Annotated in this window: 14 protein-coding genes; 3 read left to right on the top strand and 11 right to left on the bottom strand. The window is 33.7% G+C overall.

Going from position 1 to position 18,063, the window contains the following annotated elements; genetic code table 11:
- Positions 1–51: 51 nt before the first annotated feature.
- The 11 genes from R9X47_RS16575 to R9X47_RS16525 all read right to left on the bottom strand — a co-directional run bounded on the left by R9X47_RS16575 (position 52) and on the right by R9X47_RS16525 (position 14,002).
- The gene (locus R9X47_RS16575; RefSeq protein ID WP_432662168.1) at positions 52–570 is read right to left on the bottom strand and encodes a GNAT family N-acetyltransferase; all 519 of its coding nucleotides are present in this window, start codon (positions 568–570) and stop codon (positions 52–54) included.
- Between the two features lie 31 nt (positions 571–601).
- A complete protein-coding gene (locus R9X47_RS16570) occupies positions 602–1,105 on the bottom strand; it encodes a peptide deformylase (RefSeq protein ID WP_432662167.1) in 504 nt (167 codons plus the stop codon).
- A gap of 339 nt (positions 1,106–1,444) precedes the next feature.
- Positions 1,445–2,614 (bottom strand): YgeY family selenium metabolism-linked hydrolase, encoded by a 1,170-nt coding sequence (locus R9X47_RS16565; protein WP_432662166.1) that lies wholly within the window; start codon positions 2,612–2,614, stop codon positions 1,445–1,447.
- A gap of 509 nt (positions 2,615–3,123) precedes the next feature.
- Positions 3,124–4,074 carry a D-aminoacyl-tRNA deacylase gene (locus R9X47_RS16560; RefSeq protein ID WP_432662165.1) on the bottom strand — a complete coding sequence of 317 codons (951 nt, stop codon included), beginning with the start codon at positions 4,072–4,074 and terminating at the stop codon, positions 3,124–3,126.
- Between the two features lie 111 nt (positions 4,075–4,185).
- Positions 4,186–6,201, bottom strand: coding sequence for a methyl-accepting chemotaxis protein (locus R9X47_RS16555; RefSeq protein ID WP_432662164.1), 2,016 nt, complete (start codon positions 6,199–6,201; stop codon positions 4,186–4,188).
- Positions 6,202–6,360: 159 nt separating this feature from the next.
- Complete coding sequence (locus R9X47_RS16550) at positions 6,361–7,752, bottom strand: PLP-dependent cysteine synthase family protein (RefSeq protein WP_432662163.1); 1,392 nt, start codon at positions 7,750–7,752, stop codon at positions 6,361–6,363.
- A 200-nt stretch (positions 7,753–7,952) separates the two neighbouring features.
- On the bottom strand, positions 7,953–9,395 hold the full coding sequence (locus tag R9X47_RS16545) for an alanine/glycine:cation symporter family protein (RefSeq protein ID WP_432662162.1): 1,443 nt from the start codon (positions 9,393–9,395) through the stop codon (positions 7,953–7,955).
- Positions 9,396–9,598: 203 nt separating this feature from the next.
- A complete protein-coding gene (locus R9X47_RS16540) occupies positions 9,599–9,973 on the bottom strand; it encodes a RidA family protein (protein WP_432662161.1) in 375 nt (124 codons plus the stop codon).
- Between the two features lie 166 nt (positions 9,974–10,139).
- Positions 10,140–11,372, bottom strand: a complete 1,233-nt coding sequence (gene dpaL / locus R9X47_RS16535; RefSeq protein ID WP_432662160.1) for a diaminopropionate ammonia-lyase — start codon at positions 11,370–11,372, stop codon at positions 10,140–10,142.
- Positions 11,373–11,598: 226 nt separating this feature from the next.
- Positions 11,599–13,332, bottom strand: a complete 1,734-nt coding sequence (locus R9X47_RS16530) for a sigma-54 interaction domain-containing protein (protein WP_432662159.1) — start codon at positions 13,330–13,332, stop codon at positions 11,599–11,601.
- Positions 13,333–13,459: 127 nt separating this feature from the next.
- Positions 13,460–14,002 carry a hydrolase gene (locus R9X47_RS16525; RefSeq protein WP_432662158.1) on the bottom strand — a complete coding sequence of 181 codons (543 nt, stop codon included), beginning with the start codon at positions 14,000–14,002 and terminating at the stop codon, positions 13,460–13,462.
- Between the two features lie 370 nt (positions 14,003–14,372).
- Between R9X47_RS16525 and R9X47_RS16520 the strand changes: the two genes are divergently transcribed.
- From R9X47_RS16520 to iorA, 3 genes are all read left to right on the top strand, one after another.
- Complete coding sequence (locus R9X47_RS16520; protein ID WP_432662157.1) at positions 14,373–14,627, top strand: hypothetical protein; 255 nt, start codon at positions 14,373–14,375, stop codon at positions 14,625–14,627.
- A 369-nt stretch (positions 14,628–14,996) separates the two neighbouring features.
- The gene (locus R9X47_RS16515) at positions 14,997–16,307 is read left to right on the top strand and encodes a phenylacetate--CoA ligase family protein (RefSeq protein ID WP_432662156.1); all 1,311 of its coding nucleotides are present in this window, start codon (positions 14,997–14,999) and stop codon (positions 16,305–16,307) included.
- A 24-nt stretch (positions 16,308–16,331) separates the two neighbouring features.
- Entirely contained in the window at positions 16,332–18,062 is a 1,731-nt protein-coding gene (iorA, locus tag R9X47_RS16510) for an indolepyruvate ferredoxin oxidoreductase subunit alpha (protein WP_432662155.1), read from the top strand.
- Position 18,063: the final 1 nt, after the last annotated feature.

Raw genomic sequence — 18,063 nt, 5'->3', positions numbered from 1 at the left:
TTTTTTAATTAGTATAACTTGACTCTTTAGATGTCCACAATATTTTGCTCCTTATTCTTTATTTTTAAAGTACTCATTTTCTAAAATAGACATAATAATTATTGATTCAAATTTACCCTTATATAATACACATTCCCTTAATAAACCTTCCTGAATAAATCCTTCGGATTTATAAAGACTTTGTGCACGAAGGTTATGATCTCTTACATCGAGCCATAGCCTGTGGGCATTAAACTTTTCAAAGCTCAGCTTCTTAATTAACCTTAGGGCTTCTCTTCCAAAGCCTTTTCCCTTCTCTGTTATTACGATTCTTTTAAATTCTATATTTCTCTCTGGACTCTCAAAACCAGTACTGATTATATATCCCACTGGCTTAGAATCCGTATTATCCTCTACTATCAAATGTAAAATGTCACTATCTGACATGGACTCTAGATGTTGTTCTCTTGTCCACTGAGCTACATAAGCAGAATTGTTTGGATGATGTTCGGCCTTTAATACAAAGTCCAAGTCTTTTTCTTCTGTACATCTAATAGTTATTAATTTAGATTTTTCTAATACTCTACTCATTTATCTAATCAACTCCTTATGGTTTATTAAATTAAAAACATCCTGATTTATCTTTATTAACCCTAAAGGATTTATTATCAATAGCTCTTTGTACTGCCAGTATACCATCTAAATGATCATACTCATGCTGTATCAGCTCAGCTAAATCTCCTTCAAACTCAATAATACAGTCATTCCATTTTAGATCTTTATAGTAAACCTTAACCCTTCTATATCTCTCTAACTTTACTTCTAATCCTGGAAAACTCATGCAATCATCCCATATTTCAAACACTTCATTTCCAATAGGCTCTAGCTTGGGATTTATAAATGCTATAGAATTATCGTCAAAATTCATATATATCACTCTATAAAGCTCATCAATCTGAGATGATGCAATAGCCCTGCCAAAGCCATATTTTCCTCTAAAGTTCATCATCGTGTCATGTAAATCCTCTACGATCTGGTTTGCCTTCTCTATACTCTCCTCTGTTATCTCCTGAGAAGCCTTATATAAGTTTTCATTTCCAAGTAGTAATATTTCTCTTACTGCCATGTTTGTATTCCTCCTTATACATAATATAAATGTCTAATTCAATTTATACTTTATAATATGCTAACTAGAAATCGAGGTCTTTTCTAGTGATTTTATCGACCTTATTTAAAAAACTAGCCCCTCTAATCTTCTTCCATATATTAACTTTGTTTTAATCACTATATCCTTTTTAAATTTGATTTGCAACTATTTTACCTCATTTTTTCAAAACCACCTCGACTAAATATCTACAATTCTTTGCTTTTATTATTTCTAATTTAATATATACATAAGAAAAGCAGGTGTCATTAATAGTCACCTACTTTTCTTGTTAATACATTGTTTCCATATTAGACTGAATTATAATTTATCAATTACCGTAGAATAAAAACTACAAGCATCAATAATCTTGCTTACTTCGCAGTTTTCATTAATCATGTGAGCTAATTTATATTCTCCTGGTCCAAAACCAATTGTAGGTATTCCCATAGCAATAGTTGTAACCCCGTTGGTACTATAATCCCAAAAATCAAGTTCAGGATCGGTTCCAAAATTCTCATTATATGCCGCAAAACATGCCTTTGTAAGCTCGTGATTTAAGTCAATTTCCCATGCCATATGAAGAGGTTCATACTTAACTTCCTTTCCAGTCCAACACTTTCTATATACGGTCCCAATTTCCCATGTTGCTCTCTTATCCTCTATAATGGCATCCATTTCCTTTTTCACTGTATCTTCAGTTTCTCCTAATACCATTCTTCTATCCAAATATACTTCACACTCATACGGTACAGCATTTAAGGATGCACTTAAACTTGAAATTCTTGACATAACAAGCGTTCCGCTTTTTCCTTCATTTTTCATAAGCCCTTCATTGGTTTTTTCAATACGTTGAATGATTTCTGCCATTTCATAAACTGCATTAACTCCCTTTTCCGGTGCTGACCCGTGGGCAGAAATACCTTTTGTTTTAATGGAAATTTGAGCTTTACCTTTGTGGCCAGTCGCAAGTTTGTTATCCGACGGTTCACAGATAACCATGTAGTTTGGCTTTATATCACATTCTTTAAATAAGTTCTTAAGGTTTTCTCCATCACAATCTTCCTCTAATACAGTGCAAGAAACATAAATTGTCTTTCCCTCATGTAATCCTAATTTTTTTGCAATAGCACCCGCATATATTGAAGAAGCCGCTCCAGCTTTCATATCAACAGAACCTCTACCATAGAGTCTTCCGTCAACAATTTCACCACTAAAAGGTGGAACTAGCCATTTTGAAGCATCACTTACTTCAACAGTATCAATATGGGAATCAAACATAATTACTTTTTCGCCGTTTCCAATTCTTCCAACAACACTTCCCATAGAATCTATAATTACCTCATCATATCCAAGAGCATTCATTTTCTTCTCTATAAGCTTAACTACATTCTCTTCTTGACCAGAAAAACTTCTTGTTCTCACCAAATCCTGAGTAAACTCTATAAGTTCCTTCTCCATTTCTTTCATAACCTTGTTTATTTTATCCATTGTAAGCACTCCTTAATTTTTTTTTTCGTGAAATTTAAAGTTATATTCAGTGTTAATCATACTATTCAACTATAAGAATCTCTTTATCACCTCCAATATAATCGATTTTCTAAGTAATGTAAAACTCAGTTTTACATATCTAATTAGTAATAAAATTAATCAATTTTCTGTCGTTTTCTGGAGCTAAAAAGACAACCGATTACTCTTTTGCAATCTTTTTTCTAACGACAGTTTACTAACATTATGCTTCACTCTATAATATTAGCAAACTCTATGCCAAGTTTTTTTAGCTTAATTACGCCATAGCTTGAATGTGTATTTTATCAAAATGATAAATACTTTTTATTTTAAAGGCAAGCATAATCTCCAAACAAAGAAAATCACAGTATTTTATCAAAATGATATTTATTTATCATTTTGATAACACTTTTTAAAATGTTTTGCTTACACCCTATCCTTTGAATTTCTATTTCCTTTTTCCTTTAAATATTGTGTCTCGGTCTTCTAATTTAAACTGTCCACAAGTTAGCAATTAAGGTCTTTTCTGGTGATTTTAATGCCTTTCTCTTAAATGCTGGAACCCCTAATTTTTCACCATACAAAATACATAACTCTCTGTAAGGTCTCTTAAGCTTCTCATGAAATACAATAGCATCTATTCCACCTTCTATACTGTGAACACACTTATCGAAGGCTTTTACTCCTGCTTTATCTAGATAACCCTCATGTTCGACCCATCTGCTAGGCAATATATGAGTTAATGAAACGGGATGAGTGCTATGCAATACAGCTTGAGTTATGGTTTCTTCAAAGTGAATTCCACCGACATAAAGTACAGTTGGATAGCGTTTGTCATTATCAAAAACTTCAACTAAGGATTTTGCAATAACTTCTGCTGCCGTCAAGTTTGTCCAACTCTCCAGTGTACTACCTATTTCAATATCCAATAAAGGAACGGGATATTCTTCTATCCACTCTTGCTCTCCTCCATAGACTATTCCTGACCAATGGGTGGCCTCAGTAGTTACTCTAAAATCATCAAGTCTCAATTGTCTTCTATGCCTATCCATTGAGCGAGCAATATTTGTTGAGTATATTGGTGAGCTAGTTCCAAAGTGACCAGTTGACACATTACCTGTAGTATGAATACATAGAACTCTATCGGGTGCCTTATTTCCACCATGCCAATTTACCATACCGGCTATATCACAATCACCAAAATACTTATTCATAACAGGTAAATATCTTGAATAATCAACACATATTACCTCATTAGTTCTCACATAATAGATAATATCTCCCTTTGGAGTTATATATTGCATAACTGGGTAACCATCTATTTCTATATCTATTTTCTCTACATTAAACAGTTTATCAGTTATACTTAACACTCCTGGAGAAACTTGATCCTTCTCACTATCTGGACATAAGTAATAAACAGCTTTTTTTATTTTATACATAGAGAACCCCCTTTCTTATCCTAGATGTCATAATATCAAAAAAATAATTGTTCAATCCTAAATCTACTAAAAAATAATAGGTAAGTTCATTTCCCCCAAAATATACGTGCATTATATTTTAAATTTATCAATTTCATTATCAAGATTTACCGAAAGTTCATTCAGTTTTTCAGCAGCTATTGCTATTTCTTCAATTGCCATGGACTGCTGTTGCATAGAAGCACTAACTTCTTCTGATGCTGCAGCTGTTTCTTCAGATATTGATGATATGTTTTCTATAGCAGCAACTATTTCATTCTTTTCCTTATCCATTGTCATAACAAAATCATCTATTATTTCAATCTTTTTTGAAATACTATCAATAGATTTTGATACTACCTCAAATGAACAATTTACTTCATCAACAGCCTGTGACTGTTCAAGGGATCTTTCTTTAACTTCTTTCATTATTTCTACGGTATTATTACTATCACATTGAATATTTACAACTATTTCCTTTATTTCATCAGCAGCATACCTTGAATCCTCTGCAAGTTTTCTAATTTCATCGGCAACTACTGCAAATCCTTTACCGTGTTCTCCTGCCCTTGCTGCTTCTATAGAAGCATTTAAAGCTAAAAGGTTTGTTTGTTCTGAAATAGAGCTTATAGTTGATAATATATTTCCTATGTGTTTTGTCTTATCATCTAACTCAACAATAGCATTTTCGATCTTTGAAGTTGCATCATCATTCAATTTAGTTTTTTCCTGTAATTCCTTCATGACCTGGGCACCATTTAGGTTGGCTTCCATTACTTTATTGGTTGAACTTAACATATCCTTTGTATTTTTTGTAAGTTCATAGAAATTTTCCGATAAATGCACAACCATATTAGCTCCACTCTCTGATTCTGAAGCCTGACCTACAGCTCCCTTAGCTATTTCTTCCACTGTCATAGATACTTCTTCAGAAGAAGCACTAGCTTCCTCGGATGTTGCAGCAAGTCCTTGGGCGGCCATTGTAACCTCTGCTGAAAGCTTCTGAACCTTCCTTATGAGTTTACCGACTTCCTCAATCATTATATTAAAGCCATCGCAAAGTTCTCCTATTTCATCCCCAGTTTCTATAGTATTTCTTACTGTAAAATCACCTTTCTTGACTTTTTCCATATTGTCAAGAAGTTTATTCATATATCTTGTTATCCTATTAGAAAGCCAAATGGATACAATAATAGCTGTGACTAACGATAGTCCTCCAAATATTATGGTGTTGTAAAATATACTGTGAGTATCTTCTGCAATTTCCTCGACATACATTGTAGCTAAGATAACCCAGTTTAATTTTTCTATTTTCGTAAAAACTGCAAACTTGTCCTTAAGTATTCCATCTTCTTCCCACTCATAGTCAATATATCCTTCACTCTTTTCCGTTATCGCTTCATTCAAGCCCTTTATTGGTACGGGCTTATCAATTAACTCAGAATTTTTATGTGTAATTGCATTTCTATTGCTGCCCAAAATAACTGGATAACCATTTTTACCAATTTTCGTATCATTTATCATCTGGGACAATGTATCAAGCTCTATATCTAGAGCTATTACCCCAACTAGGCTATTCCCTTCATATTTATTGTATACGGGCACAGCAACAGATACCATCAGCTCATTTGTTCCAGAATCCCTATAGGGGTCAGTCCAAACCAGTTTGTTTTCACTCATTGCTTTTTTATACCACGGTCGTGAAGCAGGGTCATAATCATCGGCAAAATCAGCTTCAGGGTATATATACATATTCTTATCTTTTGTTCCTATATATATTGCGTAAACCTCTTTATGAGAATCTATAAAGTTTCTAAATTCTTCCATCATAAGTGGTAATGAGTCTTCATTATTCAAAATACTAATTACATTTGTACCATTTGCCATTTGAACAACGCTCTCTTCATAGCCTTTAAAAAGATTAACTATTGAGCCTTTAGTTTCATTTATTAATTGCATTGATGTAGTTTTAATATTTTCTTCTAATATATCTACAGATTTTTTATAGGTGAATATTGATAATGCTATAATTGGAACTGATATTAGTACACTAAACATTATTATTAACTTTCCTTTTATCCCTATACCTTTCCTAAATCTACTTTCCAATTATCATCCCTCCTACTTTGAAATTACATTACCTAAATATACCCTTCAAACCATATAACTTTGTCTTCATGCAGAAAAAGGAGAGGATGTATACGTGCATCCTTCAATCTTATTGACATTGTCAATAAGCTCAGAATATACTTATACATCCTAAGATTTCTAGTATCCTCTAGCTTCTTCCAATTTTGCATCAAAAGCTTCAATACTTTGCTGTATCTCAATCCAATAATCTTGTCTCTTTTGTGCATTTAATTCCTCTATAGTTTTACCCTGTTGTTCAATCCATGTATAGTATTTTAGGTTATGCCATCTTAATCTGTTCTTATATGTTCCTTCTTCAATATAGTCTAATTTAACATTCTTGAATATAGACTCATATCTTACTGCGGCCTTTGTAGTATCCATTTCACCATAAGCTTCATCAAGCTGTTTCATAACAGAGTGGTAACGATCTATCGCATCTGTACAAACTGTAAATATAACGTCTCTATCTGTCATATCAAAGTATTTTGCAGTCTTAATAGCTCCAAGTAAATTACAAACACCCGATATTCCAAATATCTCGGACATCATTTCAATTGACTTCTTGTCAACCCCTACAGCACTCAATAGGTACTCTTTACCAACTTCATCGGTGAGTAATTGTAATCCCTTCTTAGATTCCATATCATCTATACACATGATAGCATCCATATTCATCACATTATGAATCCAAGTGACATGTTTATCACCAATTCCTTGAATATCATGATCGCCATATCCATTATTGTAGATTGTAGGGCACTGGATAGGTTCTAGTCCTATTATCTTTGTTTCAGGGAATAACTGCTTTAATCTATCACCACATGCAATCGTTCCAGAAGATCCCATAGCAGAAACGATAGCCGCCGCTCTACCATTTCCTATTCCCTTTTCAGCTAGTTCAGCTGTAACTTGGGCCATTGTATTACCAGTAACGTGGTAGTGAAACATATAATTACCCAAAACCTCAAATTGATTCAATATCTTATTAGCAGGGCTTTCCGCCTTTAGTTCCCAGCACTTATCATATATTTCCTTTACATTGCTCTCGCAACCAGGTGTCTTTATATACTCAGCACCATAATGTGAGATTTTTTCAAACCTTTCTTTACTCATCATTTCAGGTAATATAACCTTAGTTGTATAACCCATTCTAGGACCTGTAAAGGATCCACCTATTGCATAGTTACCAGTTGAAGGAAATATTATAGTACTTTCGCCTGGTACAATTTCGCCTTCTAACTGCTTTTGAACAGCAACGGAATATGTTGCTCCTACTTTATGACTTCCTGTTGGAAAATGTTTACCATAAAGAACAACAATATTTGCATCAACACCTGTTAATTCCTTTGGTATAACAGCATATGATAAATTTCCCTTATCATCTGTCCAATTGATATTAAAAAGATTTATTGGGTCTAAAGGATTTTCTTCCTTTGCTTTAATAGCCTTTTCTCTGATTTCTGAAGGTATTGTATCTGGGTTTAACATTTCACCAAAGGTTGGACCCCAAACAAAATTCTTAGACATTGAGTTGCCTCCTTATTGTTTAATATAATATTTTTTTTATTAATAATAAGAGATTAAAACTAATCTCTTATTATTACGCTTTAAGCAATACAACATATTGAACTCATATGTTATTAAAAAATGTTTCTCATTATATAGTTTGAGCAGTAATTAGAAATACTGCTCCTACTAATCCACCTTAATATCCTCCAGTTCAGGACTTATTTTGTATACTCTTTCTTTAGTTTCATCCATAAATCAGCATTCTTTATTCCAATCTTATCAGGGTCAAATACAGGATCTAAACCTTGAGCTTTTTGGTCTTCGTAGTCCTTAAGAACCTTAAATGCTATTTTACTTAATAGGAATATTGCTCCAAGGTTTAACCATGCCATCAAGCCAAAACCTAAGTCACCAAGAGCCCATGCTAAATCAGCAGTTCTTAGTGCACCAACTAATGTAGTAGCTATAAAACCTATCCTAAATATTGCAACTGGTAATTTAATGTCTCTTTTTCTAAATAAATATGCCACATTTGTTTCTCCAAAATAAGAAGCTGCTATTAAAGTGGTAAATGCAAAGAAGAATAATGCAATAGCAATAAATGCACTACCAAAGCCACTGAAAACGCTTTCCACAGCTTTAATTGTGAAAACTGGTCCCGCTTCAACCCCTGGTAAATTTTCTACTATAAATCCATCTCCCTGGTGTACATTGTAGGCACCAGACATTAAAATCATAAATGCAGTTGCACTACATACAAATAGTGTATCTATATATACAGAAAATGCCTGTACAAGACCTTGCTTTGCTGGATGCGATACTTCAGCAGCGCCAGCAGCCTGTGTAGCTGTACCAAGTCCTGCCTCATTGGAGTAGATTCCACGCTTAACGCCCCATGATATTGCACTACCAATTATACCGCCAAATACTGCGTTCTTTCCAAATGCACTACCTACAATCATTCCAAAAACTTCTGGTACCTTTGAAGCATTTATAATAATAATGATTACTGCAACTAAAATATATGCGATAGCCATAAACGGAACCATAAATTCCGCAATTCTCGCAATACGTTTAACTCCACCAAATATTATTAGTGCCATAATTCCAGCTAAAACAATACCAGTAACTATTGGAGCTATTCCAAATGAACTATCTAGAGCTGCTGCTATTGCATTTGCTTGTACTCCTGGTGCAGTAGCACCCATAGCAAATATATTTGCTATAGCAAAGGCTGCTGCATACCACTTTATCCCCAATGCTTTCTCAATATAATAAGCTGTTCCTCCACGGTACTGTCCATCTAGCTCAACCTTGTATACCTGTGCCAAAGAACATTCAACAAAGGACGTGGCTGCTCCTAAGAACGCAAGAACCCACATCCAAAATACTGCCCCGGGTCCCCCAAATGCTATTGCAGCTGCAACCCCTGCTATATTACCTGTTCCTACCCTCGCAGATAAAGCTAATGATAAGGCTTGAAATGAAGATACTCCCTTGTCAGAGCTTTTACCACTAAACATCAGTACAACCATCTCTTTTAGGTGTCTAACCTGTGCGAAACGAGTTCCAATTGAATAAAAAAGCCCTGCTCCCAGACATAGATACACTAATGCATTACTCCACACTATGCCATTCAAAAAACCTACTAATTTTGCCATCAATTTGTCCTCCTTTGATTATTTTTATTTAATAAGAGAGAAAATTGAGACTGATGAAAAAATACCTTTTTCAAAGCCTAGTATTATATAAATACATAATTCACATCTTTAAAATCAAAATATATAATTTTTTCAACGAACTCAGAAAATCTCTCTTATTTTAAAAATTTTGTGTACGGAGTTAATAGTGTTTATATTATTTATTAAATAACTGCTACTACTTCGATTTCAACTAAGGCATCCTTAGGTAAACGTGCAACTTCTACGGCACTTCTAGATGGATAATTGTTTATAAAAAACTCCTTATATACTTCATTCATTTGAGTAAAATTATTCATATCACTCAGAAATACCGTTGTCTTTATTACTCCTTCTAGATTTGAACCAGCTTCTTCAACAATGGCCTTTACATTTTCAAGTGATTGCCTTGTTTGTTCTTTTATTGTTTTAGGCATTTCACCAGTTTCTACGTTGATCGGCAGCTGTCCTGAAGTGTATACCATATTGTTTATTGCTATTCCTTGAGAATATGGCCCAATTGCTGCTGGTGCTTTTTCAGTGCTAATTATTTTTTTCATGTTAAATATCCCCTCTCTTAGTAAGTATAAATTTTAGTATTTTATAAAATTAGTAACATTTTTGCCAATCTATTATACATAGGACAAATAATGTTATAGATGACTCATTAAGCTAGTATGGAATTCAAATGCTCCCATAATTTCAGTAGCTTGTTTTTTCAAATTTTTAAACATCATTAAATACAGATGAATGCTTACCATCCCAAACTATTTTCCTATAGTTTTCTGGATCAGTATCCCCCTCAGTATTAAAGAAAAGTACCACAGATTCTTCATTTAATCCTATACCATCCCTTATACCATGAAGCTCCTCTCTTTCCATTAGTACAGAAAATAAGCCTATTCCTACTGAGCCTGATTCTCCAGATACTACCTTTCTATCATTTCCTATAGGATTAGCAAGAATTCTAACTCCCCTTGAAGATACATAGTCTGGACAAGAAACATATAAACTAGCGAAATCACGTAATATTTCCCAAGTAATTGGATTAGGCTCTCCACAGGCAAGTCCTGCCATAATAGTATTTAAATCCCCTGTAACAAAATGAGGTTTATCATCTCCCTCTAAGGCAGATTTATAAATACAGTCAGCCTTTTCTGGTTCCACGATAACCGTGGTAGGAGGATTGCCTTCAAATTTATTTACATAGTATCCTAAAACAGCTCCAGCCATAGAACCTACTCCAGCTTGTAGAAATATATGGGTTGGTTTTTCGATGCCGTCTAATCTTAACTGTTCTAAGGATTCATTAGCCATTGTGCTGTATCCTTGGGTTATCCAGTTAGGTATTTCTTCATATCCTTCCCACGCTGTATCTTGAACTAAATACCATCCATTATGCTCTCCTGTTTGTGTCGCCAGTCTTACTGCATCATCATAATTTAAGTCCGTAACAAAAACATCTGCACCTGCTTCTCTAATAGCATCAACTCTGCTTTGTACAGACCCCTTAGGCATATAGACAACAGACTTGCATCCCAATTGAGTTGCTGCCCAAGCTAAACCTCTACCATGATTTCCATCTGTGGCAGTTACAAAAACCATGTCCTTTATTTTCTCTTTAACTTCCTTTGATTTAAAATAATCGAAGGTAACATCATTTATATCTACTCCTAGTTTTTTACACAAAAGCTTTGCTATTGCGAAGGTCCCGCCTAAGCATTTGAATGCGTTAAGACCAAATCTATAGGACTCATCCTTCACATAAACTTTTGAAACTCCTAAAGTTTTAGCAAGTTCATCTAGGCATACTAAGGGTGTAGCCTTATATCCATTAATAGATGAATGAAATTTTCTTGTGCTTTCTACAATTTTTTCATTTAGAATTTCTGGGGAGCCATCCTCTACTACATCAGTTAATACAGCTTTTATTCCAAATGTTTCATCAAATATTTTCATATATATACCTCCAAAAAAAATTAGTCATTAATGTATAAAGCAAGTGCCATGCCAAAATAAATTGTTGAAATTTAGCCAAATATACTTAAAATTATTATCATTTTGATAATAGTCTGGTACAGTCCAATAATTCATACTTTAACAAACCGTTATGAATACAATAAAAAAAGAGCTATTATCAAAACGATAAATAATATCATTTTGATAATAGCCTTCTAATACAATCTTATAATCCATATTTTTTTAACTTCCTATACAATGTTGCAATACCAATTCCAAGTTTTTCTGCAATAATTTTTTTAGAATCCCCATCATCACCATAGATCTCAATTGCTTTATTTATAATCTTTTTCTCCATTTGCTCTAAGTTTAAATCTTCAAACTCCAAATTCATAGAAACATTCTTAATCTTTTTTGGTAGCAGCTTAGTATTAATTACACCAGGATACTCTAGCATATTGATTACATATTCAATCGTATTTTGAAGTTCTCTTACATTTCCCTGCCAAGGGTATTTTTCAATATAACTCCAAAACTCATCTTCTATTTTAACTACATTTTTATTGAACAATCTAGAAAACCTACTTATAAAGCTGCTCGTCAGTAAACGTATATCTCCTTCTCTTTCTCGAAGGGGAGGAATCTGCAATGGTATTACATTTAGTCTATAATACAGATCTTCTCTAAAACTATTATTTATTATCATCTCATCCAAGTTTTTATTCGTAGCAGCAATTACTCTCACATTTACTTTTATAGATTTATTTGAGCCAAGTTTTACAATTTCTTTTTCTTCCAAAGCCCTGAGAAGCTTAACTTGAATGTATAAAGGCATATCTCCAATTTCATCTAAAAATAGGGTTCCATTATGAGCTAATTCAAATTTCCCAATCTTCCCCTTTGGATCGGCACCGGTAAATGCACCTTTAACATATCCAAACAATTCACTTTCAAGTAAGTTATCGGGAATAGCAGCACAGTTTATTGCAACAAAGGGGGCATTTGCCCTATCGCTTTCTTCATGTAGTGCCCTAGCAAATAACTCTTTTCCAGTACCACTTTCACCGTTGATTAATACCGTTGAAGATGATGACGCTATCATTTCAACTTTTTTCTTGAGCTCTCTGATCGGTAGAGACTGACCTAGTATTCTATCTAGCCCTATTTTTTCCTTTGATGCAGTAAGAGTCAAGACATTTTCTTTTATTAGGTTAGAATCCTTGAAAATGAATATTTTATTATAATTACCTATATTTATGTTAAAATATTTTCCAGCTAAATCATAGGATTCTCCATTAATTTGTAAATTATACTCAGTTAAATTCAAAATCTCATTACCCGTTTCTTTTAAGGCAATACTAGTAATTTCATTATTGTCTGGAGGAAATTTTAACATCTCTTTCGCAATCGAATTAATCTTAGAAATTTTGTAATTTGTATCAAAAACTATTACGCCCTCTTCTATTTTATCTATAATATTATTAAACAACTCTATAACAGCTAGGTTCCTTTCATTTTCCATAACTTCAATAGCCTTAGAAGCTATCAAATCCGAAATCTGATCAAGAAATTCAATAAATGTATTATAGTTTTCTAGTATGTGGTCCTTTTGCTTTTCTGTAAAACAAACAAAACCTATAGCACCTATTACCTTATGCCCTAATTTTATTGGTGTACTTACTTCAAAGGTTTCTTGACAAGAATCTTTATTGGGACATTCTATACAGATTGGATGCATGCTTGGGTTTTGTATGATCTTTTTTTCTCCCGTTTCTATAACTTTCTTAATTACATATCCTTCACTAGACATGTTCATATTAATTCTTTCCTTAAACATCCCAGTTCCAGCTATTCTATTTAATTTATCGTCAACAATCTCTACATCTACTTTTAAAACCTGAGACAGAACAATAGCGTACTTACTTATGGTCTCCTGCATTTTTTTCAATATATCCTTCATATAATCACCAACCATATTCTATATAGTATTTCATTATAATAAAGAAACATTTGTCTACATAGTTAAAATATTTTTTTAATTATCTTACAAATACACCTAAAAATCAACATTCATTCAAATATCAATTTTATTTTACCAATTGAGAAATCGCCTTGAACTCACTTGTACCAGAATGCCTGCAAAGTTCAAATAGAATCGACTCATAGGTTGCTATCATAGCCCCTTCACTCTTCATTCTTTCTATAGCAATATTCTTATCATTTTCCTTTCTTGAAGAAACACAATCCTCTATAAGAACAGGAATATACCCTATATCTACTAAGTCTACAACGGTTTGAAGCACACATATATGGGCTTCTATTCCCGCTACTATAACCCATTTCTTATTTAATTCACTCAGCCTGTCCTTAATAGAACCATTATCACAACAGCTAAAGGATGTTTTTTCAATTGATTTATATTTTCCTAGGGCTTTATGAATACCTTCAACGGTAAATCCTAATCCTTTAGTATATTGTTCTGCTACTACTGTTGGAATTTCTAGTACTTTTAAACCTTTGATAAGTCTCTCAAGATTATTTATTAGTTCTTCATTTTTGTATATATGTGGAACAAGACGTTCCTGTACATCAACTATAATAGCTCCTGTATTTTTTTTTAAAATTCTCATTTACTATACACCCCCATATATATCTTTTAAAGTTAATTATGATATATTATATCTTATTTCATCATTTTCTTATTTATATTCTTTACGAATTCATGTATTATTCAATCTTGTTCAAGATTCTATCAATAGGTTAACTTTTGTATCAAACGTATAATTATAAACAAATGATTTGCTCTTTCTTATTTATCCTCAATAAAAATCAGATTTTCGCCACCCTCAAAACAAAAATTTTCTTACTTAGACAAGTTAATATTTATAAATTTTTTCTTATAAATTCTTTTTTATTATTGAAGTTGTTAGTTATAATTGTTATAATTATAAAAATATTGTTAAAATTAAGAATGCTCATTAGAGGGATAGAGGTGATCTTATGAAATTCAAGGATGTTGTTGAAACGAGGACAATTTCCAGTGGCTATTATTCTGAATCTCATAATTCGATTAATGATGAGGTAAATAGGTTTTTGAGTCAGGGATGGATCATTATTGATACCTATACAACCTGTTCAGACCCTCAGGGACTTCCAACCAATCAGCAAATCCATTATGTTTTAGGAATAACTAAAAGAGCAAAATTGCTTAATGAGATAAAGAATAATGAAATTGAATATGAGTTTTGTTTTTAATGAAATGAGGGGATATTGAATCCCTCTTTTTTTTATTTGAACTTTTTTTAAATAAAAATCTATGATTAAAATTTTTTAGCAGTGATCATTTTTGTATAATTATACTTTTAAACAATAACTTATTTTATTAGCAAACCTAAACTTTTTTATAGGTTTTATTTTTTTTTGAAAATTTGGACAAATCTTTTGCAAAATGTTAATATTTAATAATTACATACTTTTTCCTATTTTTATGCACTAAATATAATCTATCTTTCTTAAGACTATTATATAATTTTATGTCTCTGACATACTATATATCTTTTAATACCGCTAAATTAGAATTTTATCCTTATCTAAGGATTTATAAATCAACAAAGGGGTGAAAAAATGGATAAAACCTATTGGTCTAATACAGAAACCTTGAATAGAGAGGAAATTCAAAGTATTCAGCTGAAGCGTCTACAGGAAACTGTTAGCAAAGCATATGAAAAGGTTCCTATGTATAGATCAAAATTTGATGAAGTAGGACTTAAGCCAGGGGATATACAAAGCTTAGATGATCTTAGAAAAATACCTTTTACAGTAAAGGATGATTTAAGAGATAACTATCCCTTTGGTATGTTTGCCGTTGAAAAAAAGGATCTTGTTCGGATCCATGCTTCTTCTGGAACAACGGGTAAGCCAACGGTTGTTGGTTATACAAAAAATGACCTTAAAACCTGGACCGATCTTGTAGCTAGAATTGTAACAAAGGCTGGCGTGACCTCCGATGACGTTGCTCAGGTAGCCTTTGGATATGGCCTTTTTACTGGTGCATTTGGCCTTCATTATGGATTAGAGGAAGTCGGAGCCACTGTTGTTCCAACTTCTAGTGGAAACACTGAAAAGCAGATCATGCTAATGAAGGATTTTGGTACAACTGCTTTAATCAGCACTCCAACCTATGCCCTTCATATGGCTGAGGTAGCTGAACAAATGAGTATAGACCCTGCTAAAGATTTAAACATTAAGTTTGGTGTCTTTGGCGGTGAGGGCTCTACTGAGGAAATGAGAAAAGAACTAGAGAAAAAGTGGGGTATGGTTGCAACTGAAAATTATGGTATGAGTGAATTGATTGGACCAGGGGTTTCCGGTGAATGTACCCATAAGCAGGGTATGCATATTGCCGAAGACCATTTTATTGTAGAGGTTATTAATCCTGAAACGGGAGAAACCCTAAAGGAAGGCGAAGTGGGTGAATTAGTTATTACACCTATTTCAAAGGAAGCCTTACCGATATTACGCTACAGAACAAAGGACATAACTTATTTAATGACTGATAGGTGCAGCTGTGGTCGTACTATGGCTAGGATGGCTAAGATACAAGGTAGAAGTGATGATATGTTGGTTATAAGAGGGGTTAATGTCTTCCCTTCTCAAATCGAAAGTGTATTGTTTGCCTTTGAGGAGATTGGTCCTCATTACGAAATAGTAGTTAAGAGGGATGGCTATCTCGATAAGTTGGAGATATCTGTTGAACTAATAGACGGTAAGCTTTTAAACTCCTTCGCAAGCCTTAAAAACTTAGAGAACAGAATTAAACACGATATACATAGAGTTTTGGGGCTTCATACTAAAATTCATTTAGTTGAACCAAAATCATTAAAAAGATTTACTGGAAAGGCTCAAAGAGTAGTCGACTTGAGAAATGAGAAATAAGGATAGGATAAATAGGGGGATTCTATGAAAAGGTTAATGTTAGGAAATGAAGCAATTGCGAGGGGTGCATATGAGGCTGGAGTCACTATAGCTACTGCATACCCAGGTACACCAAGTACAGAAATCACAGAGTTTGTTGCAAAGTACGATGAAATATACGCCGAGTGGGCTCCTAATGAAAAGGTTGCTATGGAATCGGCTATTGGAGCTTCCTTTGGTGGTGCCCGTACAATAGTATCGATGAAGCATGTTGGATTAAATGTAGCTGCTGATCCACTGTTTACGGTTTCTTATACTGGAGTTAACGGTGGTCTTGTAATTCTTGTTGCAGACGACCCAGGAATGCACAGTTCTCAGAATGAACAGGACACAAGAATGATCGCTAGAGCAGCCAATATACCAGTTTTAGAACCAGGTGATAGCAATGAATCAAAGAATTTTATGAAGCTCGCCTTCGAGCTTAGTGAGAAATATGATACGCCTATAATAGTAAGATTGACAACTAGGGTATCCCATTCCCAAAGTATTGTATCTCTCAAGGATAGAGAAGAGGTTTCTTTAAGGCCTTATGTTAAGGATTTTAATAAATATGTTATGATGCCTGGCATGGCAAGAAAACGTCATGTGGTTGTTGAAAAACGCATAGATACAATAGCACAGGATGCTAACGACTTTAGCTTTAATACAGTAGAATACAATGAGAAAAAGATAGGTATTATTTCAAGTGGTGTAGTTTATAACTATGCCAAAGAAGCCATTCCGCAGGCTTCCTTTCTAAAACTTGGTATGGTTCATCCATTGCCAATAGATAAGATAAAGACTTTTGCTAGGGGTGTTGAGAAATTATATGTATTGGAAGAGTTAGAGCCTGTTATTGAGGAACAGCTAAAGAGTCTTGGTATCGATGTAATAGGTAAAGAAATATTTTCTAAGCAGGGGGAATATAGTGTAAATATTATAAGAGAAAAAATTCTCGGCGAGAAAAATAACTTAAAGACAGCTGGCATAGAATTACCGCTTAGACCTCCAGTTATGTGCCCCGGTTGTCCCCATAGAGGTGCCTACTATACTATGAATTTACTTGGGCTCCATGTAACAGGTGATATTGGCTGCTATACCCTCGGTGCTTTACCACCTCTTGAGTCCATGGATGCCTGTGTCTGTATGGGTGCCAGTATTGGTATGGCCCACGGTATGGCAAAGGCTAGAGGTAATGATTTCGCAAAAAAAGTAGTTGCGGTTATTGGCGATTCTACCTTTATCCACTCTGGAATCACTGGTCTCGTTAACATAGTTTATAATCAAGGGGTTTCCACTGTGGTAATATTGGATAACTCTACAACTGGTATGACCGGCCATCAGGAACATCCTGGAACAGGAAAGACTTTAAAGGGAGAAGATGCTCCTATATTAAATTTAGTTGAATTATCTAAATCCATAGGAATTAAAAACGTCCAGGTTGTAGATGCCTTTGATTTAGAAGGTTTGAAAAAGATCTTAAGGGAAGAAACTGAAAAGATGGAACCATCTGTGGTTATAGTACAAAGGCCTTGTGCTTTATTAGATAAGACTGTTAAACCGACCTTTGAAATTTTTGAAGAAAAGTGCGTTCAGTGTGGAATGTGCTTAAAACTGGGATGCCCTGCCATTGAAAAGGAAAATGACAGAATCATTATTAACGATGCTTTATGTAATGGTTGTGGACTTTGTTCAAATGTCTGTAAATTAGATGCAATCGGAAAGGCAGGTGCGTAAA

This window comes from Wukongibacter baidiensis (assembly GCF_050888315.1).
Lineage (GTDB): Bacteria > Bacillota > Clostridia > Peptostreptococcales > Caminicellaceae > Wukongibacter > Wukongibacter baidiensis.
The sequence above is the reverse complement of the archived record's forward strand: the minus strand, read 5'-3'. Positions and strand labels throughout refer to the sequence as shown.